Source organism: Streptomyces sp. NPDC001415 (genome assembly GCF_053597395.1).
On sequence record NZ_JBSFIE010000052.1, the window covers coordinates 1 to 23,684 of the forward strand.

The window sequence follows — 23,684 nt, forward strand, 5'->3', positions numbered from 1 at the left end:
AGGTCCTCGTAGCGGAGCTACTAGGGCGTTTCGGCAACGCGGCGAGCGTGCGTGCCAGACGCCACGGGCCCGGGCGGGGTTTAGACACAGGCTCTTAACGGTTCAGGCGCCGCCGACACAGCGTTCACCGACCGTCAGGTACGGCGCCGGCCGCCGACAGGTCCGGCGGGGCTGCTCCTGGACAGCTGATCAGCACCACCCTGGCAGTGGGGGGTCCTCACCCCCAGCCTCTGGTTCCGGGAGTCCGAGTGCACCCATCGCCAACGAGCTGTGCACGCAGTGCCAATGACCTGGCTGCGGCAGATCGGCATCCTGGACGACGTCCGTGACAAAGAGCGGACCGAGAGCTTGCCGGAAGAGAAGGTTGTTCTTTATGCGTGTCCGAAACAAGCTGGTTCCACTGGCGGGCGTGGTCGCGATGGCGAGTGTGGTATTCACGACGACGGGGGCCGCCGCGGCGAGCCCGAGCCCGTCCGCCCCGGCCGCGAAGAGCCATTCGGCCGCCGCGAGGCAGTGCTATGCGCAAGCCCAGGAAAGCGTCAAGATCCGTGTGGCCAAGAAGGTGGGTGCCACCGCTCTCGGCCTGCTTCCCAAGGGTGCCACGGCGAAAGCCCAGTGCACCTTGGAACAGGGAGAGCGCTACTCCCTCTGCCTTAACTGGGCCGAACCCAGCAGCACCGCGTGGAGTTTCGTCGACTACCAGGGGATCAGGGGCTACGTCCCGGGTGCGTGCGCGATCCCTCAACCCCGCTGACTGACGGGCCTGCGGCATAGCTAGTCGATCTGGAAAATGCCATTTCCCGTGAAGGTCATGCCGTCCGTGCCGTTGCGGCCGTCGTTGACGCAGGTGAACGCGGTGGCGGTGTTGTTGTTCAGCAGGCCTGTCCGGGTGCTGAGCTGGGTGCGCATGTGCCGAGCGCCAGCTGGCCGGAGTTCGGGTCTGTAAAGCTTGCGGGTCTGGTCCGAAAATGAAGTGCGTCGTGCAGGTCAGCCGGCTGGGATCGGATCGAAACGGATGGTCAATCCGAGGCTGTTGGCTTCCTTGATCATGCGGTGCATGGCACGTTCGGGATCTCGCTGGGCGAAGTAGTCGGTACCGAGCTCGCGGTAGGGAACGTGGTCATGCAGGACGTACCAGATGGCGATCGTGATCTTGTGCATGACGGCGACGAGTGCGCGCTTGCCACCTCGGCGGGCTTTGAGCCGGCGAAAGAACACCGCAAGATAGGTGTCCTTGTTCCGGATCGTGGCCATGGCGGCGACGCCGAGCAGGCGCTTGAGGTGGCTGTTGCCCGGCCTGGTCCGTCCCGACTTGTTCACGCCGGTCGATTCGTTCTGCCCTGGACAGACCCCGATCCAGGAGGCGAGGTTCTGCGCGGTGGGGAACTGTCCCATGTTCCCGCCGGTCTCGGCGAGGACGATCTGCGCCGCGGTACGGCCGAGGCCGGGGATCGTGTCGAGGAGTTCCAAGTCCCGTTCCTGCTCGCCGAGCAGGGCAGTGATGCGCTCGTCGAAGCCCGCGATCAGAGTCTTCCAGCGGTCGATTTCGTCGAGGTAGTGGCGGACCATGAAGGCGTGGTGCGTAGTGAAGTTCTCGTCCAGGGCCTCGATCAGTGCCGGGACCTTAGCCCGCGCCTTGCCCACGGCGAGGTCGGCCAGTCGTTCGCGGTCCCGCTCTCCGGCGATCAGATCCATCCAGGATGGCCCGCCCGCTGACGCCGGTGACGTCGGTCAGGACCGAGGTGACCTTCATCCCGGTGTCCTCCAGTTCCTTCTCCAGGCGTTGCGTCTCCCGCCCCGCTGACCGGACGAGCAGACGACCCCGGCACGGATAGAACGACCTGCCGGTCTTGCCCATGTCGACACGTTCCGGCCTGGCTCTCGCAACGCCAACCATTGGACGATCGGAAGTACACGATGAACAGCACTCAGCTAGTGGCAGGGGTCCCGATGAAGTGGGTGGGCCCCGTGCGGATTTCGGGGAACGTGGCCACCGCCGAGACGGAGGTGCCACTCGCCACCTATGAGTCGCCGCTGTGGCCCTCGGTGGGACGCGGCGCGAAAATCTCCCGCCAGGTTGAGCAGGGGATCGTCGCCACGCTCGTGGACGAGCGGATGACCCGTTCGGTGCTCGTGGAGGCGGAGGACGCGGCGACTGCGTACGCAGCCGCGCGCCAACTCACTGAGCGCGTCGAAGAATTCGACAAAATCGTGCAGATGTGCAGCAGGTTCGCCCGGTTGATCAACGTCCGGCACGAGATCACAGGCAATTTGCTGTTCATCCGCTTCGAGTTCACCACGGGGGACGCGTCGGGGCACAACATGGTCACGCTGGCCTCGGACGCGCTGCTCTCGCACATTCTGCAGACGATCCCCGGAATTTCGTACGGATCGATCTCGGGGAACTACTGCACCGACAAGAAGGCAACCGCGGTCAACGGCATATTGGGCCGTGGCAAGAATGTGGTCACTGAGCTTCTCATTCCGCAGGCCGTGGTCACGAACATGCTCCACACCACGGCTGCCAAGATTGCCCAGCTGAACATCCGCAAGAACATGCTCGGCACACTTCTGGCCGGCGGCATCCGCTCCGCCAACGCCCACTACGCCAACATGCTGCTCGGCTTCTACCTGGCGACGGGCCAGGACGCGGCCAACATCATTGAGGGCTCGCAGGGAGTGACCTTGGCGGAGGACCGCGACGGGGACCTCTACTTCTCCTGCACGCTGCCCAACCTGATCGTGGGCAGCGTCGGCAACGGCAAGGGACTCGACTTCGTCGAGACCAATCTGACCCGGCTCGGCTGCAGGGACAACCGGGAGCTCGGCGAAAATGCCCGCCGCCTTGCCGTCATCGCCGCCGCCACCGTCCTCTGCGGTGAACTCTCGCTGCTGGCGGCCCAGACCAATCCCGGCGAACTCATGCGCGCACACATTCAGATGGAACGTAAGAACGAGACGCAACGGATCGGGGCATAAGTCATGACGAGCGACGCCAAGGCGTCCTAGTACGAAAATCCCGTATCCGCTGTCCGTTTCCGCTGTTCAGGCAGCCTCGACTGGTTGGAGGACCACTTGGTAGCCGAGCTGGTTGAGCTGGCGCACCAGCCGTCGGGTCTGCCGGGCCCGGCCGGTGCGGTGGAGGAAGTAGTCGCCGCCGAGATCGGTGTAGTCGATGTCGTTGGTGAACATGTGCCAGACGCTGATGAGGATGGAGTGTTCCAGGGCGACCAGGGCGCGTTTCTTGCCTCGGCGGGTGGCGATGCGCCGGTAGCGGGCGGCGAGGTAGGTGTCCTTGGTCCGGGCAGCGCTGACGGCGGCCTGGCTGAGGGCTGCCTTGAGCCAGGGGTCGCCGTGCCGCGCCTTGCCGGTGGGGCGCCTGCCGGCGGACTCGTGGTTGCCGGGGCAGCCCCCGGCCCAGGAAGCCAGTTCGCCGGCGGACGCGAAGCGGGCGATGTCCGCGCCGATTTCCGCGAGGATCACCTCGGCGGCCCGGGTGTTGATCCCGGGGATGGTTGTCAGGAGTTCGATCCGGCGGCGAAACGGCGCGATCTGCTGGTCGATGTGGGCGCTGAGCCGGGTCTCGGTCGCGGTGCAGGCGTCGATGCGGTCGAGCATCGTGCGGGCGAGGAACGCATGGTGGTCGCCGAAGTTGCCGGTCAGCGCCTCGATGAGGGTGTCGGTCTTGCGGCGCATGGAGCCCTTGGCCATCTCGGCCAGCAGGTGCGGGTCCCGCTGACCGGCGATGAGTGTCTCCAGCATGGCCCGCCCGGAGACGCCCAGGATGTTGGAGACCACGCTGGAGAGCTTGATTCCGGCGTCTTCGAGGAGCTTCTCCAGCCGCTGGGTCTCGCGGGTGCGTTCGCGGATGACCTCGGTGCGATACCGGGTGAGGTCGCGCAGTTGACGGATCGGCTCGGGCGGCACGAACGAGGGGCGGACGAGCCCGTGTTCGACGAGCTGGGCGATCCACTGGGCGTCCTTCACGTCGGTCTTGCGGCCCGGGACGGCCTTCATATGGCGGGCGTTGAGGAGCCAGCATTCCGTCTCGTGTTCAAGGACGTAGAAGATCGGCTTCCAGTAGATGCCGGTTGCCTCCATGCCGACCAGGGTGATGCCCTCGGCGAGCAGCCAGTCCCGCAGGGCCAGCAGGTCGCGGGTCATGGTGGTGAAGGTCCGGGTCTCGGTGCGGCGCCGTTTGCCGGGGCCGGGCACGCGGATCGTGACCTTCACGTCCGCCTTGCTGATGTCGATCCCCGCACAGCGTTCGTGCAGTACTGCCATTGCCCCGGCACCCCCTCTCGACGTCGGCCGCGAGCATGTGACCGCCCGGCAGGGGTCCAGCAGGCCAAAGAATCTAGTACACGCGCTCGAAGCAGCACTTCCGGGTGCCTGTCAACGAACCCCCACCGTCCTACTAACCCTCGGGCTCGGAACACGCCAAGACGCGTCGACGTCCGCCGGACGGCCACGAACCGATTTTCGCCCGCTCAGGGTGGCCCCGCCAGGGGCTCGGATTACTAACCCCCGGTCGGGAGGCGTGGTCATGCCGAACCGGCGGCCCCGGGGCTATCAGCCGCAGTGGAAGCTCCGTGCCCGGACGTGCGAACTACTGACGGCCGTGGACCGCGTCCTTGTGCGCTACACGGCTCAGCTGCCGCTCACGACCAGGCAGGCCTGGTATTCGCTGATCTCCGACAGCGTGCGTGCCGCACACGGCGCCGATGTACCGGCGTCTGTCCGCCCAGCTCGCCCAGGCTCGCCGCGAGGGCCGCTTCCCCGAACTGATCGACACCGTGCGCACGGTCCACGCGCCGCCGGCCTGGCCACACGTGGACGACTTCGTGGCACAGGTGCCCGGCTGGTTCCGCCTGGACCGCACAAAGGGCCAGGAGCGTGCCCTGTACGTCGCTGCCGAGAAAGACACCCTTCGCCAGCAGCTGACCGAATGGCTCGATGAGGCGGGCATTCCCGTCCTGGTGGTCCGCGGCTTCGGATCCCAGTCCTACGCCGACGTCGTCCACGACCGCGTCACCGCCGACCCGAGGGACGGGACGCTCCTCGTCGCGGGTGACTTCGACTGTTCCGGCGAGGACATCGAGCGCGACTGGGGCGCGCGCACCGGCTGCTGGAGCTCGGTCACCAGAGTGCTGCTCACCTACGACCAGGTGCGCACCTACGAGCTGCCCGCGACCGAGGGCAAGCGAGGCGACCCGAGGTGGCTGGCCTTCGCGGAGCGCCACGGGTTCGACCCTGCCCGCCCCGTGCAGTGGGAGGTGGAAGCCCTGGAGCCGGAGGAACTGCAGCGCCTGGTCCTGGCCGCCGTCGACCCGTACATCGACCGCCAAGTGCTCGCGCAGCAGATCGCCCGGGAGGAAGAGCAACGCCGCGCCCTGGCCGGTTTCCTCGACGGCTGGGGCCCGGCGGGCAGGACAAGCTGACAGCACGAGACCCCGGGCCATGCGTCCCGGGGTCCGGCTGTGCGTCTGCGGCCACTTCAACGACCGGCCGCAGACAGCGTCACGCCCACGCCGCACCCAACTGCGCGAATGCGGCGCTGCTCGGGGGTGAGCTTGTCGCGGAGGCCCTTGCTGCACGCCGACACGGCTCGGCAACGTCATGAAGGCCCGGATCGCGGACGATCCGGGCCTTCATGTGCAGTAGCGGGGACAGGATTTGAACCTGCGACCTCTGGGTTATGAGCCCAGCGAGCTACCGAGCTGCTCCACCCCGCGTCGGTGAACCCCACCCTACGTCAGGGGTCGACTGCCCTGGACCAGCCGGTCGTGCGGCTGGCCGCTTCCGTCGTGGGCCGGTTGGCGTCGACTGTCTGGGGGTGCCGGAGCGGGGCGTGCGGGCGGGGGACGGGCGGAAGAGGGCGTCCGGGGGCAGGCGCGCCCTTGCCGCGCTCGTGGGGTGGAGCGCGTGGCGGAAGCGCTCGGCTGGGATCAGTCGGCGGGGGGAAGGCTGTGCCAGAGGAGCATGTACGAGTGGAGGCCGGCGAGCGCGGGCCGTCTCAGGACTGTGTCCAGGCGGTCGTCTCCGGCCAGCAGGAGCGGGAAGTGGTCGGGTACTTGGTGGGCCCACAGCCCGTACAGGACCTGCAGTGCGATCGTGCGCAGTTCATGGGCGCGTTCGAGCACCACCGTCCGGGGCCTTGAGCGGAGGCTGTCGGCGATCGCACGCTCGGCATCGGCTTGCCGGCGTGGACGTGGCTCCGGCAGCTCCAGCGCCTCGTACAGGGCATCGGCCAGCGCCGGCCGGTCGCCGGGTTCCGGCAGCCGCAGCCGCACGACCCCGCCTGCGCCGGGCCGGCTCATGAAGACCGCGTAGAGGGCGTCGGCTGCGGTATCGGCGCCCGCGCCGCGCACGCACGCGACCGCCCGGTGCCGCACCACCATATCCACGACTTCCGGAAGGCTCCGTCGTGCAGGGGGATCAGACATCGCGGGCTCCAACCGATATGAAGAACGACGGGAACTCACCTATTTTCTCGTCCGGTCGATCCGCCCCGGGGCAGACGCAGGAACTTCCCCGAACGGCAGACATCTCCTTGCCCCGTGCCCCACCCTGGCGCGCGCTCCCGGGGCTGACCGAGCTCGGCCGGCCACGGGTGCAACTCCTGCCGCTGGCGGCGGCACGTATGGCGAACCGGCGGGCGGCGAACTGGCCACTGGAGAACGGGTGTAGCTCTTTCCGAGGGAGGGGGCGTGATCAGGCACCGAGGGTGTAGGTCTCCTGGTCAACGACTTGATAGACGCGTTCGGTGTCCCCCAAAGAGAGGCGCCGTGGTGCGGAATAGGGCCACCCGTCGGCGGGTTACTGGGTGTTGATCACGTATGTGTCATGCGCCGATAAGGAACTGCCATGAGTCAACTGCCCCTTGACACTGGAGCCCACCGCGGCGGGTGCCTGGAAGGGCGCACGGTCGTGCTGATCGGCGGTGGCTCGGGGATCGGGCTGCGGGTCGCGCACCGGGCGGCCGCAGCCGGCGCCCGCGTCGTACTGGGAGGCCGCACTCCTGCGCGCCTGGCCGCCGCGGCGGAGCGGGTGGGTGGCTCGGCGACCTGGCGGACCGTGGACATTACAGACGGCTTCTCGCTCGCGGCGTTCTTCGCGGAACTCGACTGCGTGGACCATCTGTTCACCTCCGCCGCCTCCTACCAAGTGGGCCCGATGCTGGAGCTGAGCGACGAGGAGGCGGCGAGCCCGTTCGTCTCCAAGTTCTGGGGCCAGTACCACGCTGTGCGATGTGCCGCGGCCAAGCTGGCGGCGGATGGATCCGTGGTACTGATGTCCGGTGCCGCTGGGGCCCGGCCCCCAGCGCCCGCTCCCGCCTATGCCGCGTGCAATGCAGCGATCGAAGGGCTCGGGCGAGGGCTGGCCCTGGAACTCGCACCAGTCCGCGTCAACGTCGTCTCGCCCGGCACCATCGACGGCAACCTCTGGGCGCAGCGTCCGGCCGCAGACCGTGAAGGCGCCTTTGCGCAGTACCGCAGGGACACGGTCCTGCACCGGCTGGGCACCGAGGACGACGTCGCCCACGCTGTGATGTTCCTCTTCACCAACGGCTTTACGACCGGTTCCACTCTCTACCCCGACGGCGGCTACACCCTGCGGTGACTCCGTATCGGCACGCAGGTGGAGGCCGCAGTGAAGTGCCCTGACATGTCGCACGGTGCGCGTCTGACCGCCCATGGTGCCGTCTCCGCATCCCTGGGCCCTGCGCAGTGATCGCGCCCTGCACGAGCTCGTGGACACGGCCGTGCCGTTCGGATCCGGCATCGGCGGGAAGGCGGCCCTGCTGGACGTCGCGGGAACCCCGGTCTTCGTGAAGCGGGTGCCCCTCACCGACTTGGAGAGGCAACCTGAGCACGTCCGGTCCACGGCGAATCTGTTCGAGCTGCCCGTCTTCTGCCAGTACGGCATCGGCACCATCGGCGCGCCGGGCTTCGGGGCCTGGAGAGAGCTCGCCGTGCACACCATGACGACGAACTGGGTTCTCACGGCGGAACACGAGGGCTTCCCCCCTGATGCACCACTGGCGCGTGCTGCCGGACTCGACGCCCCCGCCCGAAGAACTGGCCGACATCGAACGGGCTGTTGCCTACTGGGGCGGCGGATCGCAGGTGCGCCGCCGGATCCAGGGCCGCCAGCAGTCCTCGGCGAGCGTCACGCTCTTCCTGGAGTACATTCCGCAGAACCTGCACCAGTGGCTGGGCACCCAGGTCGAAGCAGGAGACCAGACCGCCAACCGAGCCTGCGCCATGGTGGAGGGAACTGGCAGCCGGCACCTCCTTCATGAACAGCCGGGGGCTCCTTCACTTCGACGCGCACTTCGAGAACATCCTGACCGACGGCCAGCGTCTCTACTTCACGGACTACGGCCTCGCCCTCTCCTCCAGGTTCGAGCTGTCGCAGGACGAGGCCGACTTCTTCGACCGACACCGGACCTACGACCGCGGTCACACCGCCACGTACCTGGTGAACTGGCTGATCACCGCTCTGTACGGATACCAGAGAGAGGACCGGGAGGGCCGCTACGCGCTGGTGCGCGCCTACGCAGAGGGCAAGCGCCCCACAGGAATCCCAGAGGAAGCCGCAGGGATCCTCGCCCGGCACGCACCGATCGCCGCCGTGATGTCCGACTTCAATCGCAAGTTCCAGCGCCGGAGCAGGCAGACCCCCTACCCGCTGGAGGAGATCCGCCGGCTTGGCGGGACGTACGACTCCTCCATTTACTGACGGCCGCCTGGAAGCCAGCACTCGACATCAATCAGCCATCCCAAGTCGGCCTCCAGCAACACCCCAAGGCACGACGCAGGCCCGACCACGCACGCATTCGACATCAAGATCAAACCCGCGCAGCAACCTCGGACAATGGAACTACTCGTCCAGTTCGAAGCGCATTGCGGGACCCTCCCACACCCAGCGAAACCTGACGGTGGCGTGATCGACATGACGGCTGAGGGAGAGACGACACAGGGCTCAGCCCTGGTCGGCGGCATGGTGAACGCGGGCGCGGTCTTCCGCCACGGCGCCCTGGTGGAACGCCCGGCGCCGCGCACCGCGCGCGCCCTGCACGCCCATCTCCTCGCGCTCAAAGAGCACGGGTTCGACGCGGCTCCCAGGCCGATCCGGCTTACCGCAGATGGCCGCGAGCAGCTGACCTTCATCCCGGGCGACGTCGCTCTGCCGCCGTTTCCGCGCTGGGCGATGACTGAGTCCGCGTTGAGAGCGGTGGGAAGCCTGTTGAGGCGCCTGCACGACGCCAGCGCGGACATCGCGGTTGACGCATGCGCCGAGTGGCCCCGGTCCCTGGCTGCCCCGGAGGGAGGAACGATGCTGTGCCACAACGATGTGTGCCCGGAAAACGTCGTCTTCCACGACGGCCGTGCCACAGCCCTGATCGATTTCGACCTGGCGGCCCCCGGCCGAGCAGTGTGAGACGTTGCCATGACCGCCCGCTACTGGATTCCCATGCTCGATCCCACGTCTGCAGCAGTTCTCCATCCCGCGGGGCTGGATGCCCCGGCACGACTGCGGATCCCCGCCGACGGCTACGGCCTCTCGCCGCAGGAGCGGGCTGAACTGCCCGGCGTCATCGAACAGGCCACCGCAGTCTGCCGGGCCTTCGTCGCTGACCGAGCCAGTGATCTCGTCGAGGTCGAGCAGCGCCAACTCGACTCCTATTCAACGCAGTCGACGGTTACGTCCACGAGCGGCTGGCGATCCTCACCAGCCGAAAACATGGCTTGCCAGGCCGGAATCGGGCCACCCGTTTTACCTACGGATGGATCACCCGGATCGGGGTCTACCGCCTTATCGGAACCGTACGCAGGGCGACAGCGCATGCCAGTCGGTGAACGATGTCGGTAAGCCGGGTGCGGGAGAACCACATGCCCGGTTTGAAGCGGCGGGGACTGGAAACGGAGCACGAGCCACCGCGCCAGTCCCCGACCCTACTGGAGAGCGGTCGCGGAGAGTCACTGTGGTGTTCGATTGTGGAGGCTAGGCGCGGCGTGAGCAGCGGCCAGTCTGCGCAGGGCCGGGCCTGGATTGGCCTTACTCAGGGACATGGCGGTGCACCCCTTGCCGCCGACGAGGTGCTGGCGGAGCGGGCCATGGACCGAGGGTGTCGGTGCGTGGGGCGGTCGGTGTGCAACGTGGCGCAACTGGCTCGACTCGGGATGAACGCCCCAGGGGTGCGCCCGTGCGCCCCGGATGCACACCTGTCCGCTTTGGGGGTGATCGTTTTTTCTGAGGCTGTGTCTCGATTCCGATGTGTGATTTACCGGGGTTCTGTCCCAGGCCTGCCGCCCGCGGGCGGTGTGTGTCGCTTCGACGGCAGGGCGCCGGACGTCCGGGAGCGGATCGTGCTGATGGGCGCGGTGCAGGTGGCGTCTGTGTGGGTCGGCATGCCCTTGCCGGGCTGTCCGGGGCCCGCGCGTGCCGGCGGAGCTGACGGCGCGTCCTCGTATGTCGAGACGCTCCATGGGAACCCTGGGACGGAGAAGGCGTGCCTACACCTGTGTGCCGTGGCTGCTGCGCGGGCGGAGGGTTCATGACGGCGGTCGCTGCTGACTCGCCGGATGCGGCTGCGCTGCTCACACGGGTCACCGCCGTACTCAAGGGCTTCTTGGAGGACAAGGCCGATGGGGCTGGGAAGCTGCGGATGCCGCTCGAGGTGACCCAGTGCCTGCGTGATCTGGCTGTCGGCGGGAAACGTCTGCGGCCTCTGCTGTGCGTGACCGGCTGGAAGGCCGCCGGCGGCCACGGCACTCCCAGGGCGTTGGTCGGGGTCGCGGCGTCGCTGGAGATGTTCCACGCGTTCTGCCTGATCCACGATGACGTCATGGACGACAGCGGCAGCCGCCGCGGCGCGGCGACTATCCACCGCCGCCTCGCTCTCCACCACGGCCAGGGCCGCAGCAGGTCCGCCGCTGAGCGCGTGGGCACCAACTGCGCGATCCTCGTCGGCGATCTGGCCCTGGCCTGGTCCGGCGAACTCCTGCACGCCGCAGGCCTGAACCCTGCCCAACTCGGTGCGGTGCTCCCGCTGGTCGACGACATGCGCAGCGAGGTGATGTACGGCCAGTACCTGGACGTCACGGCCGCCGGCCGCCCCACCACGGACGTGGACCGGGCCCTGCGCATCGCGCGCTACAAGACCGCCAAGTACACCGTCGAGCGCCCCCTGCACATCGGTGCCGCCCTCGCCAGAGCCCCGCTCCCCGTATACGAGGCGCTGAGCGCCTACGCCCTCCCCGTCGGCGAGGCCTTTCAACTGCGCGACGACCTCCTGGGCGTCTTCGGTATCCCGCAGGTGACCGGCAAACCGGCAACGGACGATCTCCGCGAGGGCAAGCACACCGTCCTGGCCGCCCTGGCACTCCAGCGCGCCGACCGTCATCAGCGGCGCGCCCTGCACGCGCTCCTGGGCAGTTCCTCTCTTGACGAAGCGGAAGCCGCCCACCTCCGCGAGATCCTCACGGCCACCGGCGCCCGCAGCGAAGTCGAGAACATGATCCACAGCCTCCGCACTCAGGCGCTCCACGCACTGGACACCGCGCCCTTCCCGCCCGCCGCGATCGCCCACCTGCGGCAACTCACCGACTCGGCCCTGGCGAGGACCTCATGAGAACCCTGACCGGTCACCTCGGCCGACGCGAGCACACCCACTCACCACATGGTGAACCGGCCCCAAGGAAGCGGGAAGCACAGTGAACCCCAGGCCGATCCCCACCGCCCCCGGCGCGCTGCCGCTGCTGGGCCACCTCGTGCCGCTCCTCCGCGACCCGCTCGGCTTCCTCACCGGCCTGCCCCAGCAGGGAGACCTCCTGGAGATCCGCCTTGGCCCTCTACCGGTCCTCGTCGCATGTGACCCGGTCCTCACCGGCCAGATCCTGCGCGACGACCGGACCTTCGACAAGGGCGGACCGGTCTTCGACCGAGGCCGGGAGGTCGTCGGCAACGGGCTGGTGTCCTGCCCGCACGCCGACCACCGCCGCCAACGGCGCCTGCTCCAGCCCGCCTTCCACCCCGCCCGGCTCCCCGGCTACGCCCGGTCCGCCACCGCCCGGGCCGCCGAGGCGACCGGATCCTGGCAGGACGGCCAGATCCTCGACGTGGTCCCCGTGATGCAGCAGCTCATCGCGGGCATCACGATCGACACCCTGTTCTCGACGACCGCGCCGCCCGAGGTATTCACCCGAGCCCTCGCCGACCTCAACACCGTCGTTCACAGTCTGTCGGTGCAGATGGCGCTACCAACCCCGCTGAACCGGCTGCCCACCCCAGGCAACCGCCGCTACCACCGGGCCCGCGCCCGTCTGCCCCGTACGCTGCACCGCATTGTCACCGAACGCCGGGCCACCGGCATCGACCACGGTGACCTGCTCTCCATGCTGCTGGCAGCCCACGATCCCGACTCCGGGCCGGCCGGGCAGACGCTCACCGACGCAGAGATCACCGACCAGATCATCACCTTCTTCCTCGCGGCGACGGAGACCACCGCATCCGCCCTCGCGTCGGCGCTGTACCTGCTGGGACAACACCCTGAGATCGAGGCGCGGCTGCACGCCGAGGTCGACTCAGTCCTCAACGGACGCCCGGCCAGCCACGCCGATCTGCCCCGTCTCGATCTGACCGGGCGCATCCTCACCGAAACGCTGCGCCTGTGGCCTCCCGTCTCGTTCCTCACACGCAGGTGCACGGCCGACACCCGGCTCGGCCCGTACCGGATCCCCGCCGGGCAGACCGTCGTCTACAGCCCCTACCTCATCCACCACCAGGCCGACCTGTATCCCGATCCCGGCCGCTTCGACCCCGACCGGTGGACCCCCGACAACCCCGCCCCTCCGCGGCGCGAGGCGTTCCTGCCCTTCGCCGGCGGGGCCCGCAAGTGCATCGGGGACCGCTTCGCCACCAACACCGCCACGCTCACCCTGGCCACCATCGCCACCCGCTGGCGGCTGCAGACCCTCCCCGGCGTACGCGTACGCCCCACCACCAACGGTCCCGCGCTGAGCCCCGGCGGCCTGCGAATGCGCTCCCGCGCCCGCGACACCACCGCCACCGCAGCCCGTCACCCGGGAGAGACGAGGCCGGCCACCGTACGTCCGGTCCACACGGAGGAAGGAAAGTGACCCCCTTCGTGCCCCTGGAGCGGCTCTCGCACGGTTCGAACCACTCCCTTCGCTGTGACCTGCTGAGGAGCACCTGTGGACCCTTACGACTTCACGATCCCGGCCGGGACGGTCTTCCGGATCCCCGAAATCCGCACCAGCCTTCCGGATGCCTGTCACCCGCGCTGCACCGAGCTGGACGAGCACGCCCACGCCTTCGCCAGGCCCTACCTCGTCGGCTACTTCGGGGATGAGGACCGGGCCGACCGCTTCCTCGCGCAAGGGCACGCGCACTACGCGTGCCTGGGCTACCCCCGCGCACTCGACGACCGGGCGCAGGCGGTCGCCAACTCGATCCTGCCGGCGACCCTCCTCGACGACACCTTCAGCAAGCCGGGCCTCCAGGGCGACCTGACCGCCCTCAGGAGCCACCACGCCCAATGGAGCGCGGTGTTCGCCGGCGAGCGTCCGCCACGCGAAGCCGATCCGGCCTACCACTTCGTGTACGACTCCATCCAGGCGTGTCAGCCCTACGCGACCCCCGGCGTCGCCCGACGCCTGCGCGACGGCTGGCAGGACGCGGCGGACGCCTTCCTCGACGAGGCCGTCCACCGCCACCACAGCGACACGGCCGACCTCGACACCTACGCCGATCGGCGCGTCAGGGTCCACTTCCGCCTGTGGGCGTGCGCCCTCCTGGAGTTCTCCCTCGGCATCGACCTGGGCCCCCTGGCCGACCACCCGCTGATCCGGTCCGCGCAGCACCACGTCATCTGGAACCTGGCGCTGGCCAACGACTGCTACTCACTCGTCAAGGAGCTCAGCGCCCATGAGGCGACGAACACGATCATCGAACTGATGCGGCACGAAGGGCTCGACCTGCAAACAGCCGTCGACAAGGTCGCCGACCTGCTGCACCGCACCGAACAGGACTACCTGCGCGTCCGCGACGAGACCCGCACCGCGTTCGCCGACAACACCGACGTCGCCGCCTACATGGACGGACTGGGCTACTTCATCACCGCGAACCTCCGCATCATGCAGAGCTCCAGCCGATACCACGGCCTCGACCACGACGGCAGCCAAGTCCTCCCCGGGCCCGTGACCATCACCCCCATGCCCACCGTGCACACCCCCCGGGAACAGTTCCGCCACTGACCCACCACCCGGTGCGGACGCAGGCCCGGCCCCCCGACATCGTGGAGGATCCATGTCAGCACCCCTTCTGCAGCCGGACGAGTTGTCCCCTTCGGCGTACGACATCGCGGCGGTGTCCCTGGTCGACGGCCCGCAGCGGCCGGCGTGCCTGCAGTGGCTGATCGAGAACCGTACGACCCCCACCACCTGGGGGGCTCCGGCCCAGGCCAACTGGTACGACGCCTACCTCTCCACCTACGCCGCCGCCCTCGCCCTGTACGACGCGGGCCACCGCTCCCTGGCCGAGCCCGCCCTGACGGCGCTGGCCGCAATGGTCCCCGCGGCCCCCGCCGGCGTCCTGGAGACCTTGACCTTCGGCGGCCTCGTGGACGCCCTGGACCGGCTCTGCGCCCACCGCGGATGGCCGCTCCCCGACCACCCGAAGCCGGTACGCGCCGTCATGGACCGCGAGCGCGCCAAGTGGGACCGGATGAGAGCCTGGGACGGTTTCCTGGACCCCGCCCTGTCCATCGCCGGCTACTGCGCCGAACGCGCCTACGGCGACGAGCACATCGACACCGCATCCTTCCTGGAGACCTTCCAGGTCCCCAACGGATCCCTGTCCAATGCACCCGCCGCCTCGGCGCTGTTCCTTCTCGAAGTTGAGCGCCGCGGCACGAACGCGGCCTCCGGGCATATCGATCGACTCCGGCGCTACCTCCACACCTGTCGCGTCCCGCTCGGCTACCTCGACTGGGTCCCCCACTTCACCACCGCCTGGACCCTCATGTTCGAACATGCGGCGGGAACCACCCCAACCCCCACCGCGGCAGCGCTGGACGCGCTGTGCACGGACCTGAGCCATCCATCCGGCCTGCTCTGCACGGTCAGCACCCTGGACGGGGGGCTCGCCATCCCCGGTGACACCGACAGCACCGCCTGCGCGATGCTGGCCGCACGGATCACGGGCCGCAACGTCCCCGACTCCACCCGCCTCGACACGCTCTACGACGCGTCCCAGGGCTGCTACCGCACCTTCCTGTTCGAACACGACCCGTCGACCACCACCAACATCCACGTAGCGGCCGTGCTCGCCCTCGACGGACGTCGCGACCGCCTGACGCAGGTCCTGCGCTGGCTCACCCGCGCCGTCGCCGAAGGCCGGACGCTGTGCAAGTGGCACCTGTCCCCGACCTACCCCCACGGCGAACTGGCCCGCATCACGGCGGCGATTGACCATCCCCTCGCGGCGGCCCTCTGCACCGGAGCGGTCGAGACCCTGCTGGCGACCCAGAACCCGGATGGCGGCTGGGGCCTGCACGGCTCCACCGCCGAGGAGACCGGCTACGCCGTCCACGGCCTGGCCACCGCAGCCCGCACCCACGCCCACGCTTACGCACCCAAGGCCACTGACGCCCTCGGCGCCGCCCACACCCACCTCACCACCCACCCGCCCCGGCAGACCCCCTTATGGCTCGGCAAGACGCTGTACTGCCTGCGCCCTCTCGTACCAGTGCTGCATCGAACGGCTGTCACCCACGCCGAACAGACGGTGTCGTTCACCCCCAAGGGCGGGAAACCCGCGCTTTAGTACTGCAACGGTGCTTGTCGTGACGGGTGGGCAGCTTTGTCGTTGGTGTGGCTATGGGTGGGGATCTCGCTGATGTCGGGTTGTGGGCTGGGGAACTTCACTCCCATCGAGCGCGGGCAGTTGATCCACCACAGCGACGCGGGCAGTCAATACACGAGCATGCGCTTCACCGAGCACCTGCACATCGAGGGCACCAGCCCCTCGATCGGCAGCGTCGGAGATGCATACGACAACGCGCTGATGGAGACGATCAACGGCCCCTACAAAGCCGAGTGCATACGCACCAAGGTCTTCCACGACGGCCCCTGGCGGACCGTCGCCGACGTCGAGTACGCCACTGCTTCGTGGGTGGAGTGGTACAACAACCGCCGCCTGCACTCCAGTTTGGGCATGATCAGCCCCACCGAATACGAGGCAGCACACTAAGCTGACCCAGAACCCCCGGCCGACTGATCACCGGCCAGCAAAACACCGGCAGGAAAGTCGGAACGGTTCAGTCCTGGCCATCGGCCTCAGCCAGCTCTATGAGGGACATGCTGGCCGCGACACCGAACGCCGACGGTTCGAAGAAGCTGTCCGGGTAGCAGAACGTGGCTCGCGAGAGGGTCGCAGCAGTCAGCCGAAAGTGTGCGGAGCGGGGCGCTCCGCCGAGCGGCTTCCGCCGGAAGTTCAGCGCGCCGTAGACGGGTCGTTCGTGCGCGGGCGCATGGTCACAGGCGCCCCCGAAGATCCGGTTCTCCCAGCGCCACCGGTCACCCCCGGGGTGGGCTGTCAGGCCTCCGTTGCTTGTGCCCGTGCCGAACTGCGAGTGATAGACGCCGTCTTCAGCCAACGCGAGCAGGATCGGCCGGTCGCGCACCGGGCGATCCGGGTGAAAGTTCAGAGTCACTCGCAGCGCAGGGTCGTCCGGGGCCTCGGACGACAGCGATGCAACATGACGGATTGCCTGTTCCTGCAGTGACGGGGCTGAATCAGCGTTCACCAGCGCAGTGTGCCCGAGCTTGATCAGCCGGTGCACCTGGATTGGCATGCGGCCCCGTGACCTGCTGTTCACGGTGCTTGACGGTGGAAAGAACGACGCCGGGTCCGTCTGATCCCCGCTCTGCAGGATGAACGGTCATCGGCCTGCCCCGTGCCTTCGACGACGGCGTCTGACCCCCGTCCAGCCGCCGCGGGATGATCTTTGGTGAATCAGCAGTGCAGCTCGCCATCCTCGGCGGGGTCGTGCTCCTCATGAACTCACCGTGGGGGCGCGACCAGGCCGATCTCGTAGGCGAGGATGACGAGGTGGACCCGGTCGCGCGCGTCGAGTTTGGTGAAGAGCCGTGCGAGGTGGGCCTTGGCGGTGGCCACGCTGATGGAGAGTTCCTCGGCGATCTCGGTGTTGGACAGGCCGCGGCCGACGAGGGTCAGAACCTCGCGTTCCCGGGAGGTGATGCCGTCGACCACCACCAGGCGGGCGGAGGCGGGTTCGGGCCGTGCGGCGAACTCCTCGATGAGCCGGCGTGTGACACTCGGCGCTATGAGAGCGTCTCCGGCGGCGACGACCCTGATCCCGTCGAGGATGGTCTCCAGCGGCATGTCCTTGACGAGGAAGCCGCTCGCTCCGGCGCGCAGCGCGCCGTACACGTACTCGTCGTCGTCGAAGGTGGTGAGGACGAGTACGCGGGTCTGCGACTCCGGATCCGCGTCGATCCTGCGGGTGGCCTCGATGCCGTCCGTGCCGGGCATGCGAATGTCCATGATGGCGACGTCCGGCCGCAGCTGCTGTACCAGTTCCGCCCCTTCGTCGCCGCTCCCGGCCTCCCCGACCACCTCCAGGTCAGGAGTGTCGGCGATGAGGACGCGCAGGCCGGTACGGATCAGGGGCTGGTCGTCGATCAGAACGACACGGATCATTGTCCTGCCTCCACGGGCACCGGCAGCCGTGCAGCCACGCGGAAGCCGCCTTCCGGACGCGGCCCGGCGGTGAACTCGCCCCGCAGCAGACCGACCCGTTCCCGCATGCCGGCGATGCCGTATCCAAGGCCGTCGGCGGTACCGCCGCAACCGAGATCGACGATGTCGACGGCCAGTTCGTCCTGCCGGTAGTCGACCGTCACGCTGCAGTCCCGGGTGCCGGAATGCCGTACGACGTTGGTGACCGCCTCCTGGACGATGCGGAAGGCCGCCAGGTCGATGTCGGGTGGCAGGTTACGACGGTCCCCCTGCCACCGGACGTCGACCCGGACCCCGGCGGCCGCAGTCCTGCCGATCAACTGGTCGAGGGCGTCCAGCCCCGGAACCGGGCCCAGCGGCGCGGACTCCTGGTCGCCCTGGCGCAGTGCGCCGAGCATCCGCCGCAGGCCGGCGAGAGTCTCCCTGCTGGTGGCCTCGATGGCGTCCAGCGCGTTGCGTGTCTCGGCGGGCTGGGTGTCCATGACCCGGCTGCCCATGCCGGCCTGGATGGTGATGATGCCGATGTTGTGGGCGACCATGTCATGCAGCTCCCGGGCGATGCGCAGCCGTTCGGCGGTGACTGCCTGCTGCGTGGCCTGGGCGCGCACTGTGTCCGTGTGCACCCGGTTCTGACGGATCGTGTTGCCGATCAGCCAGGCGATGACGACGGTCGACGCCACGGCGGCCTGCACCGAGAGGTTGACCGCGTATCCGTGTGTCAGGCGCCAGACCGTGTCTGCGGCCACCGTGCCGGCCGGCAGCATGGCAGCGAGGACCGAGGCGCGCCGCGAGTGGGCGGCCGCGGTGTAGCCCACCGCAGCGTCGGCCAGGAGGAAGAGGACGAACGGCGTCTCCCGCACGGGCATCCCGAGTGAGAAGACGGCGCCCGCGAGCGCCACGGCCACGGCCGCCAGCGGCGCGCGGAACAGCAGCAGCGCGCCCAGCGTCGTGACGACGGCGGTGACCAGGAGCGGTGCGTCCTCGATGTTGCCGTTGTAGCGGAGCAGACGGTGCAGCTCGTCCGGCCGTTGGAGCGTGCGCACCAGGATGACGGTCAACCAGAAGACCGCCACCCACACACCCGGTGGCACACGCTTGAGTATGGGTGGACGGAGCACGGTGGTCATGGGACAGATCGTATGCGCGCCGCTCCGCCGCGACATTGACCCACGGGCGTAATCCCCCGGGCTACAAGCACGCGACCGCAGGTGTGGCTCACGGGCCGATGCCCGCGCCCCACTCTCCCCGGCACCGTTGACCCATGATCGAAGCCACCCAACTGGCCAAGCGGTACGGCGACACCGTCGCCGTCGACAACCTGACCTTCACCGTGGAACCCGGCAAGGTCACCGGCTTCCTCGGCCCGAACGGCGCCGGCAAATCCACCACACTGCGGATGATCCTGGGACTGAACGCCCCCACCAGCGGGGCCGTCACCGTGGACGGGGTCCCCTTCTCGACTCGCTCGCGCGGACTGCGCCACGTCGGCGCGCTGCTGGACGCCCAGGACGTCCACGGCGGGCGCAGTGCGCAGGCGCACCTGTCCGCCCTGGCCCGCAGCAACCACATCCCGCTAACCCGCGTGGAGGAGGTCCTCCAGGAGGTCGGCCTGGCCAAAGCGGCGCGGCGCCGCATCGGAGGGTTCTCCCTCGGGATGAAGCAGCGCCTCGGCATCGCGGGCGCCCTGCTCGGCGACCCGCCCGTGCTCCTGTTTGACGAGCCGCTCAACGGTCTGGACCCCGAAGGCGTGCTGTGGGTACGCGGGTTGTTTCGCCGCCTGGCGTCCGAGGGCCGCACCGTGTTCGTCTCCAGCCACATGATGGCCGAGATGCAGCACACCGCCGACCAGCTCATCGTCATCGGCCAGGGCCGACTGATCGCCGATCAGAGCCTGGAGGACTTCGCGGACCGCGACGCTTCCCCGAGCGTGACCGTGCACACGCCCGACCTGACCGCACTGGCGGACGCGCTGTCGGCACAGGGCGCATCGGTGCAACGGGAGAGCGAAGAGACGGGCCGGGTCACCGGCCTGACGGCGGCCCGGATCGGAGAACTCGCCCACCAACACCGCATCGTGCTGCACGAACTCACCCCCCACGCCTCGTCCCTGGAGTCGGCGTTCATGTCCCTCACGGCCGACAGCGTCGAATACCTCGCAGGAGAAGCCCGATGAGCACAGCGACGTTGTCCGGCACCAAGCCGTCCGCACTCGCGGCTGAACCCACGGCGCAGTTCGTGGACCTGCTCGCCGCCGAGTGGATCAAGATGCGGTCGCTCCGATCGACCTACTGGGTACTCGCCCTCAGCGCCGTCGTCGCCATCGCGATCAACGTGAACGCCGTCCACACCGACCTGCCGTACATCGACCGGCCACATCCCGCGATACCCGGCCTCCCGCCCTACCGGTACGACCCGCTGTTCCACGGCCTGGGCAGCATCGCCGCCGACCTCATCGCGCTGGCAGCGGCCAGCTTCGGCGCCATCACGGTCTTCGGCGAGTACGCGACCGGAATGATCCGCACCACGCTCGCCGCCGTTCCCGACCGCCGCGCGGTGATCACGGCCAAGGTGACCGTCGTCACCGCGATCACGCTCGTCCTCGGCCTGACCGTCTCCACCACGTCGTTCTTCACCACCAACGCGATGCTGGCCTCCCGCCACGTCGGGCTCTCCATCAACGACCCGGGCTGCCTGCGCGCAATCCTGGCCTACGGGCTGATCGTCCCGGTCTGCGCGCTCATCGGCATGGCGTTCGGTGCCGTCCTGCGACACGCCACCGCCTCGATCGTCGCCGTCGTGGGGCTGCTGTTCATCGTGCCCATGCTCTTCGGCGGCGACCGGTACAAACTCCTCAAAGAGATCGGCAACTACCTTCCCCTCCCCGCCGAAAGCCGACTGGCACTCAACCCGAACTCCTACACCGACCTGGGCAAGTATCCGGGAACGATCACCGGCTCATGGATCGCGCTCGCGGCCTGGGCGCTCGTTTCGGTGATCGTCGCTGTGGCTGTCGTGCGGCGCCGGGATGTCTGAGAACGCCCCTCCCCAGGGGCCCGGGAGGAACTCCCGTCAGCTCACCTGGCTCGTACCGTCTCAACGGATCGAGACTGAACCACAGATGTCATGAGACAGATTTCAACAGCGGAAGGAAAGCCTTACTCACCGCGAGCGCCGCGCCCTGCTGCGGCGCCGCCCGACGGTCACGTCCTGGAGGCGCCTGCTGCAGGCGGCCTGCAGCGAGCACCAGCGCATGCCCGGCGCCGGGTCTCCTGAGCCACGCGCTCGTCGTACCGCTCGCGCGAGACGTTCCCGATCCTTCCGGCTGCGGGCATCGCGCCCACGCCCCCGCGGCCGCGTGACGTCGGATCTTCCTCGCCGACGACAAGCCCCCGGCTCTGTTCCACGAGCGTGGCCTCACGGCCAGATCCACAGCAACCACTGGCCATCGCTTGCTTGGACAGCCCCGAGTACTGTTGCCCCGGCACGTGTCTATAGGGGCGTGGATGCGGCAGGGAACCATCCGTCGAAGCCCTTGAGCTCCAGACGGCCCGCCACCAGCAAGGAGAACGGCACCTCACCGGCGCCGTGCTGTGGACCCGGCGCATCCGGCAACCACGCGGACCTGCCGATAGCTGACCCGCCGATCGCGGGTCAGTGCCTGGGGGAGGTCGCGGTGATGCCGGTGATGGCGGCACCGATCTCGCAGATCAGGTCGATGGCGTGCTGCGCGGTGCGTGGATCGTCGTTGCTGGTGGCGTACTTGGCGGCCTGGGCCAGAGCAGGGACATCAGGGGACGGCTGGTGACGCCCCGGTAGGTGTGCACCGTACGGTCGTCGATGCGGGCGGGGCGGATGGCGTGGGCCCGTTCGGCGCCATCGGTGGACTCGGCACCGGCCGCGGTGATCCGGTCGGCGATGACCGCGGGGTTTGTCTGTAGGCGGCCGGGGTTTATGCCGTCTTTGCGGTTGGTGTGTCGCCGCGTTGGGTCTGGCGGACGCGTTCGACCGCCATGCGGACTGCGGAGTTGAGGAGGCGGGGGTCGGGTGCTGTGGGTCCGTCGGTGGTGATGCTCACGTGGATGATGGCTGCACCGGCTCGGAGTTGGGTGATCGCCTGGCACAGGGTGGTGGTGAAGCAGCCGTGGCTGGCCGTTCCCTCGTCTGCCGAGCCGATCTGGGAGGAGGGCAGGTCATCACCGGAGGATCGGAACTGGCCGAGGTCGGTGTGTGCCGTCTCCGAGTTGGGGTACGACGAAATCGCGAACGTCACGATCCCGTCGAGGTCGGCGGCACGATAGTGGACCTCGGCCAGGCCGAGGCGTCCGCCGTTGGTCTGCTTGCCGCGCTCGTCCAGAAGATCAGCCTTGCCGCGTTGCTCCCATCCGGGCGGTACGTCGTTCACGGTGGGCAGGGCCTTCTCGATCTCGGGCATTCCCAGCGCCTTCATCGCGGGAGTGCCCGGGGTACTGCTGGAGGCCGACGTGGCAGGTTGTCCTGCTCCGGTCGTCTGGCCAGGGCTGCTGCAGCCTTCGATGCCGGCTAACAGAAGGAGCAACACCGCACTCTCGACCTGCAGCATTCTCCTCAACAGAACTCCCCCTCAACGTTGTTCAGAGCGGCTCCGTGAGCACGCCGGAGCAATCCTAGATCGCCTGTCAACGGTCATTTTGAACTGAGCATTTTCAGCGGTAGCTCTCCAGGGTGAGGGCAGCCTGTGCCGCGGTGGTGAGCCAGGTGGGGCTGCAGCGTGCCTTGCGGAAGATCCGCCAGGTCTTCAGGCGGGCCATGCCACGCTCGACGGGATACCGGAGGCGGGCATGGGCCTTGTTCAACGCCTGCTGCTGGATGGTGAGTTCTTTGCGGGGGCAGCGTCGAGCAGGTACGGCGAAGGTTCCGTCGGCACCGAGGTAGCCGAGGTCGGCCAGGACAGGGATGCCGAGGCGTCGGCAAGTGGTGATGATGCGGTGTCGGCGGGCCGCGGTGAGGTCGTGCGTGCGGCCCGGCAGGACCCGCGAGATCCAGAGGATCCTGCCCACCGGGTCGGTGATGACCTGGAGGTTCACGCCATGGCGGCGGTGCTTCCCGGAGTAGTCGGCACGCGCGTCGCCGACCCGGTCGCACTCGGCCAGGGTGCCGTCCACCAGCACGTACTCCGCTGTGGCTCTGGCCTCACGCAGGGCCCGGGTCAGGCCCGGAGCCTTGCGGGCCAACAGCGCTACGACGGAGCGGACGTAGGCGTGTGCGGTACCGACGCTGATCCGGAAACCGGCAGCGATCTGGGCCAGAGTGGTGTGCTGGCGCAGGTACACCAGCGCGACCAGGGCACGCTGATGCGGACGCAGCTTGCACCGCCGGTCACCCTCCCGAAGGACGATCAGCATCGTGACCGTCTCCACGAGGGCATGCGGCAGGTCAAGTGCGGCAGGATAGGCAATCAACGGGGCTCCCCGGCAACCGAGATGAGATGTCAGATACCTCCCTCAACTGCTGGGGAGCCCCGTCCGTTCTGCCACCCACAAGCCCCCTGTGGGGCTCGTAAAGTCATCGCTGCAGGTGGCAGCCCGCTTGCGGGGTCTTCGGTGGTGGCTGGGATGCTGCCGGGGTGGTCATCTCGGTGCTGTACCGGGCCTGCGATGTGCCGGTTTGGTGTCAGTGGGTGGGTGTCAGTGACGGGGTGTCAGATAGCGGTGTTTGTGCTGGTGGGGTGTTGAGGTCGGGGCGGGGTCACTGACGTGGGGTGGTGTCTGCTATCGATGCCGCTGTCGTGGGGCGCTACACCCTGGCTCGTGTCGCTGTCACGGGAACGGTACTTCTGATCTTTTTGCGGGGCGGGCGGGTTCACGGTGGTCTTCTGTCGGGCGTGTGGCCGGGGGAGGACCGGGTGGGGGAGC

At 68.5% G+C, this 23,684-nt stretch carries 18 protein-coding genes, 1 tRNA gene and 5 pseudogenes; 14 read left to right on the plus strand and 10 right to left on the minus strand.

Going from position 1 to position 23,684, the window contains the following annotated elements; all coding sequences use genetic code 11:
- The first annotated feature begins 373 nt into the window (after positions 1-373).
- Positions 374-754 (plus strand): hypothetical protein, encoded by a 381-nt coding sequence (locus ACWC2B_RS35915; RefSeq protein ID WP_450724206.1) that lies wholly within the window; start codon positions 374-376, stop codon positions 752-754.
- 20 nt (positions 755-774) lie between these two features.
- On the opposite strand, the gene ACWC2B_RS35920 is transcribed toward ACWC2B_RS35915, so the two are convergent.
- Positions 775-909 carry a hypothetical protein gene (locus tag ACWC2B_RS35920; RefSeq protein ID WP_450724208.1) on the minus strand — a complete coding sequence of 45 codons (135 nt, stop codon included), beginning with the start codon at positions 907-909 and terminating at the stop codon, positions 775-777.
- Between the two features lie 78 nt (positions 910-987).
- Positions 988-1,695: a transposase gene (locus tag ACWC2B_RS35925; protein ID WP_450724210.1), complete on the minus strand. Its 708-nt coding sequence runs from the start codon at positions 1,693-1,695 to the stop codon at positions 988-990.
- Between the two features lie 255 nt (positions 1,696-1,950).
- Between ACWC2B_RS35925 and ACWC2B_RS35930 the strand changes: the two genes are divergently transcribed.
- Positions 1,951-2,979, plus strand: coding sequence for a hydroxymethylglutaryl-CoA reductase (locus tag ACWC2B_RS35930; RefSeq protein ID WP_450724258.1), 1,029 nt, complete (start codon positions 1,951-1,953; stop codon positions 2,977-2,979).
- Positions 2,980-3,045: 66 nt separating this feature from the next.
- Here the strand turns inward: ACWC2B_RS35930 and ACWC2B_RS35935 are convergent, their stop codons facing one another.
- Positions 3,046-4,284: an IS110 family transposase gene (locus ACWC2B_RS35935; protein WP_450724212.1), complete on the minus strand. Its 1,239-nt coding sequence runs from the start codon at positions 4,282-4,284 to the stop codon at positions 3,046-3,048.
- A 440-nt stretch (positions 4,285-4,724) separates the two neighbouring features.
- On the opposite strand from ACWC2B_RS35935, the gene ACWC2B_RS35940 reads away from it, so the two are divergent.
- Positions 4,725-5,441 carry a hypothetical protein gene (locus ACWC2B_RS35940; protein WP_450724214.1) on the plus strand — a complete coding sequence of 239 codons (717 nt, stop codon included), beginning with the start codon at positions 4,725-4,727 and terminating at the stop codon, positions 5,439-5,441.
- 220 nt (positions 5,442-5,661) lie between these two features.
- Here ACWC2B_RS35940 and ACWC2B_RS35945 read toward each other — a convergent pair.
- Positions 5,662-5,735, minus strand: a tRNA-Met gene (locus ACWC2B_RS35945).
- 213 nt (positions 5,736-5,948) lie between these two features.
- The gene (locus tag ACWC2B_RS35950; RefSeq protein WP_450724216.1) at positions 5,949-6,446 is read right to left on the minus strand and encodes a hypothetical protein; all 498 of its coding nucleotides are present in this window, start codon (positions 6,444-6,446) and stop codon (positions 5,949-5,951) included.
- Positions 6,447-6,867: 421 nt separating this feature from the next.
- On the opposite strand from ACWC2B_RS35950, the gene ACWC2B_RS35955 reads away from it, so the two are divergent.
- The 8 genes and pseudogenes from ACWC2B_RS35955 to ACWC2B_RS35990 form a co-directional block, all read left to right on the plus strand.
- Entirely contained in the window at positions 6,868-7,623 is a 756-nt protein-coding gene (locus ACWC2B_RS35955) for an SDR family oxidoreductase (RefSeq protein ID WP_450724218.1), read from the plus strand.
- A 45-nt stretch (positions 7,624-7,668) separates the two neighbouring features.
- Positions 7,669-8,745: pseudogene (locus tag ACWC2B_RS35960) on the plus strand (protein kinase family protein).
- Positions 8,746-8,958: 213 nt separating this feature from the next.
- Positions 8,959-9,657: pseudogene (locus ACWC2B_RS35965) on the plus strand (phosphotransferase enzyme family protein); the annotation flags it as partial.
- Positions 9,658-10,564: 907 nt separating this feature from the next.
- Positions 10,565-11,641, plus strand: coding sequence for a polyprenyl synthetase family protein (locus ACWC2B_RS35970; RefSeq protein ID WP_450724220.1), 1,077 nt, complete (start codon positions 10,565-10,567; stop codon positions 11,639-11,641).
- 82 nt (positions 11,642-11,723) lie between these two features.
- On the plus strand, positions 11,724-13,148 hold the full coding sequence (locus ACWC2B_RS35975; protein ID WP_450724222.1) for a cytochrome P450: 1,425 nt from the start codon (positions 11,724-11,726) through the stop codon (positions 13,146-13,148).
- A 75-nt stretch (positions 13,149-13,223) separates the two neighbouring features.
- Entirely contained in the window at positions 13,224-14,285 is a 1,062-nt protein-coding gene (locus ACWC2B_RS35980; protein WP_450724224.1) for a terpene synthase family protein, read from the plus strand.
- Between the two features lie 52 nt (positions 14,286-14,337).
- Positions 14,338-15,855, plus strand: coding sequence for a hypothetical protein (locus ACWC2B_RS35985; RefSeq protein ID WP_450724226.1), 1,518 nt, complete (start codon positions 14,338-14,340; stop codon positions 15,853-15,855).
- Between the two features lie 120 nt (positions 15,856-15,975).
- Positions 15,976-16,281 (plus strand): annotated as a pseudogene (locus tag ACWC2B_RS35990) (transposase); the annotation flags it as partial.
- 70 nt (positions 16,282-16,351) lie between these two features.
- On the opposite strand, the pseudogene ACWC2B_RS35995 reads toward ACWC2B_RS35990, so the two are convergent.
- From ACWC2B_RS35995 to ACWC2B_RS36005, 3 genes and pseudogenes are all read right to left on the minus strand, one after another.
- Positions 16,352-16,798 (minus strand): annotated as a pseudogene (locus tag ACWC2B_RS35995) (DUF3626 domain-containing protein); the annotation flags it as partial.
- A gap of 296 nt (positions 16,799-17,094) precedes the next feature.
- Positions 17,095-17,754 carry a response regulator gene (locus ACWC2B_RS36000; protein WP_450724228.1) on the minus strand — a complete coding sequence of 220 codons (660 nt, stop codon included), beginning with the start codon at positions 17,752-17,754 and terminating at the stop codon, positions 17,095-17,097.
- A complete protein-coding gene (locus ACWC2B_RS36005) occupies positions 17,751-18,920 on the minus strand; it encodes a sensor histidine kinase (RefSeq protein WP_450724230.1) in 1,170 nt (389 codons plus the stop codon). The genes ACWC2B_RS36000 and ACWC2B_RS36005 overlap by 4 nt, the downstream gene beginning before the upstream one ends.
- 134 nt (positions 18,921-19,054) lie before the next feature.
- On the opposite strand from ACWC2B_RS36005, the gene ACWC2B_RS36010 reads away from it, so the two are divergent.
- The 3 genes and pseudogenes from ACWC2B_RS36010 to ACWC2B_RS36020 form a co-directional block, all read left to right on the plus strand.
- Entirely contained in the window at positions 19,055-19,966 is a 912-nt protein-coding gene (locus ACWC2B_RS36010; protein ID WP_450724232.1) for an ABC transporter ATP-binding protein, read from the plus strand.
- On the plus strand, positions 19,963-20,826 hold the full coding sequence (locus ACWC2B_RS36015; protein ID WP_450724234.1) for an ABC transporter permease: 864 nt from the start codon (positions 19,963-19,965) through the stop codon (positions 20,824-20,826). Before ACWC2B_RS36010 ends, ACWC2B_RS36015 begins: the two co-directional genes overlap by 4 nt.
- Before the next feature lie 121 nt (positions 20,827-20,947).
- A pseudogene (locus tag ACWC2B_RS36020) lies at positions 20,948-21,052 on the plus strand (WhiB family transcriptional regulator); the annotation flags it as partial.
- A gap of 690 nt (positions 21,053-21,742) precedes the next feature.
- Here the strand turns inward: ACWC2B_RS36020 and ACWC2B_RS36025 are convergent.
- Positions 21,743-22,372, minus strand: a complete 630-nt coding sequence (locus ACWC2B_RS36025; RefSeq protein WP_450724236.1) for a hypothetical protein — start codon at positions 22,370-22,372, stop codon at positions 21,743-21,745.
- A gap of 103 nt (positions 22,373-22,475) precedes the next feature.
- Positions 22,476-23,231 (minus strand): transposase family protein, encoded by a 756-nt coding sequence (locus ACWC2B_RS36030; protein WP_450724238.1) that lies wholly within the window; start codon positions 23,229-23,231, stop codon positions 22,476-22,478.
- Positions 23,232-23,684 lie beyond the last annotated feature (453 nt).

Bases quoted from the DNA above. Each gene is read 5' to 3' on its own strand.
- ACWC2B_RS35915 (WP_450724206.1), top strand. From the start codon at position 374: ATGCGTGTCCGAAACAAGCTGGTTCCACTGGCGGGCGTGGTCGCGATG.
- ACWC2B_RS35920 (WP_450724208.1), bottom strand. From the start codon at position 909: ATGCGCACCCAGCTCAGCACCCGGACAGGCCTGCTGAACAACAACACC.
- ACWC2B_RS35925 (WP_450724210.1), bottom strand. From the start codon at position 1,695: ATGGATCTGATCGCCGGAGAGCGGGACCGCGAACGACTGGCCGACCTC.
- ACWC2B_RS35930 (WP_450724258.1), top strand. From the start codon at position 1,951: ATGAAGTGGGTGGGCCCCGTGCGGATTTCGGGGAACGTGGCCACCGCC.
- ACWC2B_RS35935 (WP_450724212.1), bottom strand. From the start codon at position 4,284: ATGGCAGTACTGCACGAACGCTGTGCGGGGATCGACATCAGCAAGGCG.
- ACWC2B_RS35940 (WP_450724214.1), top strand. From the start codon at position 4,725: ATGTACCGGCGTCTGTCCGCCCAGCTCGCCCAGGCTCGCCGCGAGGGC.
- ACWC2B_RS35950 (WP_450724216.1), bottom strand. From the start codon at position 6,446: ATGTCTGATCCCCCTGCACGACGGAGCCTTCCGGAAGTCGTGGATATG.
- ACWC2B_RS35955 (WP_450724218.1), top strand. From the start codon at position 6,868: ATGAGTCAACTGCCCCTTGACACTGGAGCCCACCGCGGCGGGTGCCTG.
- ACWC2B_RS35970 (WP_450724220.1), top strand. From the start codon at position 10,565: ATGACGGCGGTCGCTGCTGACTCGCCGGATGCGGCTGCGCTGCTCACA.
- ACWC2B_RS35985 (WP_450724226.1), top strand. From the start codon at position 14,338: ATGTCAGCACCCCTTCTGCAGCCGGACGAGTTGTCCCCTTCGGCGTAC.
- ACWC2B_RS36000 (WP_450724228.1), bottom strand. From the start codon at position 17,754: ATGATCCGTGTCGTTCTGATCGACGACCAGCCCCTGATCCGTACCGGC.
- ACWC2B_RS36005 (WP_450724230.1), bottom strand. From the start codon at position 18,920: ATGACCACCGTGCTCCGTCCACCCATACTCAAGCGTGTGCCACCGGGT.
- ACWC2B_RS36010 (WP_450724232.1), top strand. From the start codon at position 19,055: ATGATCGAAGCCACCCAACTGGCCAAGCGGTACGGCGACACCGTCGCC.
- ACWC2B_RS36015 (WP_450724234.1), top strand. From the start codon at position 19,963: ATGAGCACAGCGACGTTGTCCGGCACCAAGCCGTCCGCACTCGCGGCT.
- ACWC2B_RS36025 (WP_450724236.1), bottom strand. From the start codon at position 22,372: ATGCTGCAGGTCGAGAGTGCGGTGTTGCTCCTTCTGTTAGCCGGCATC.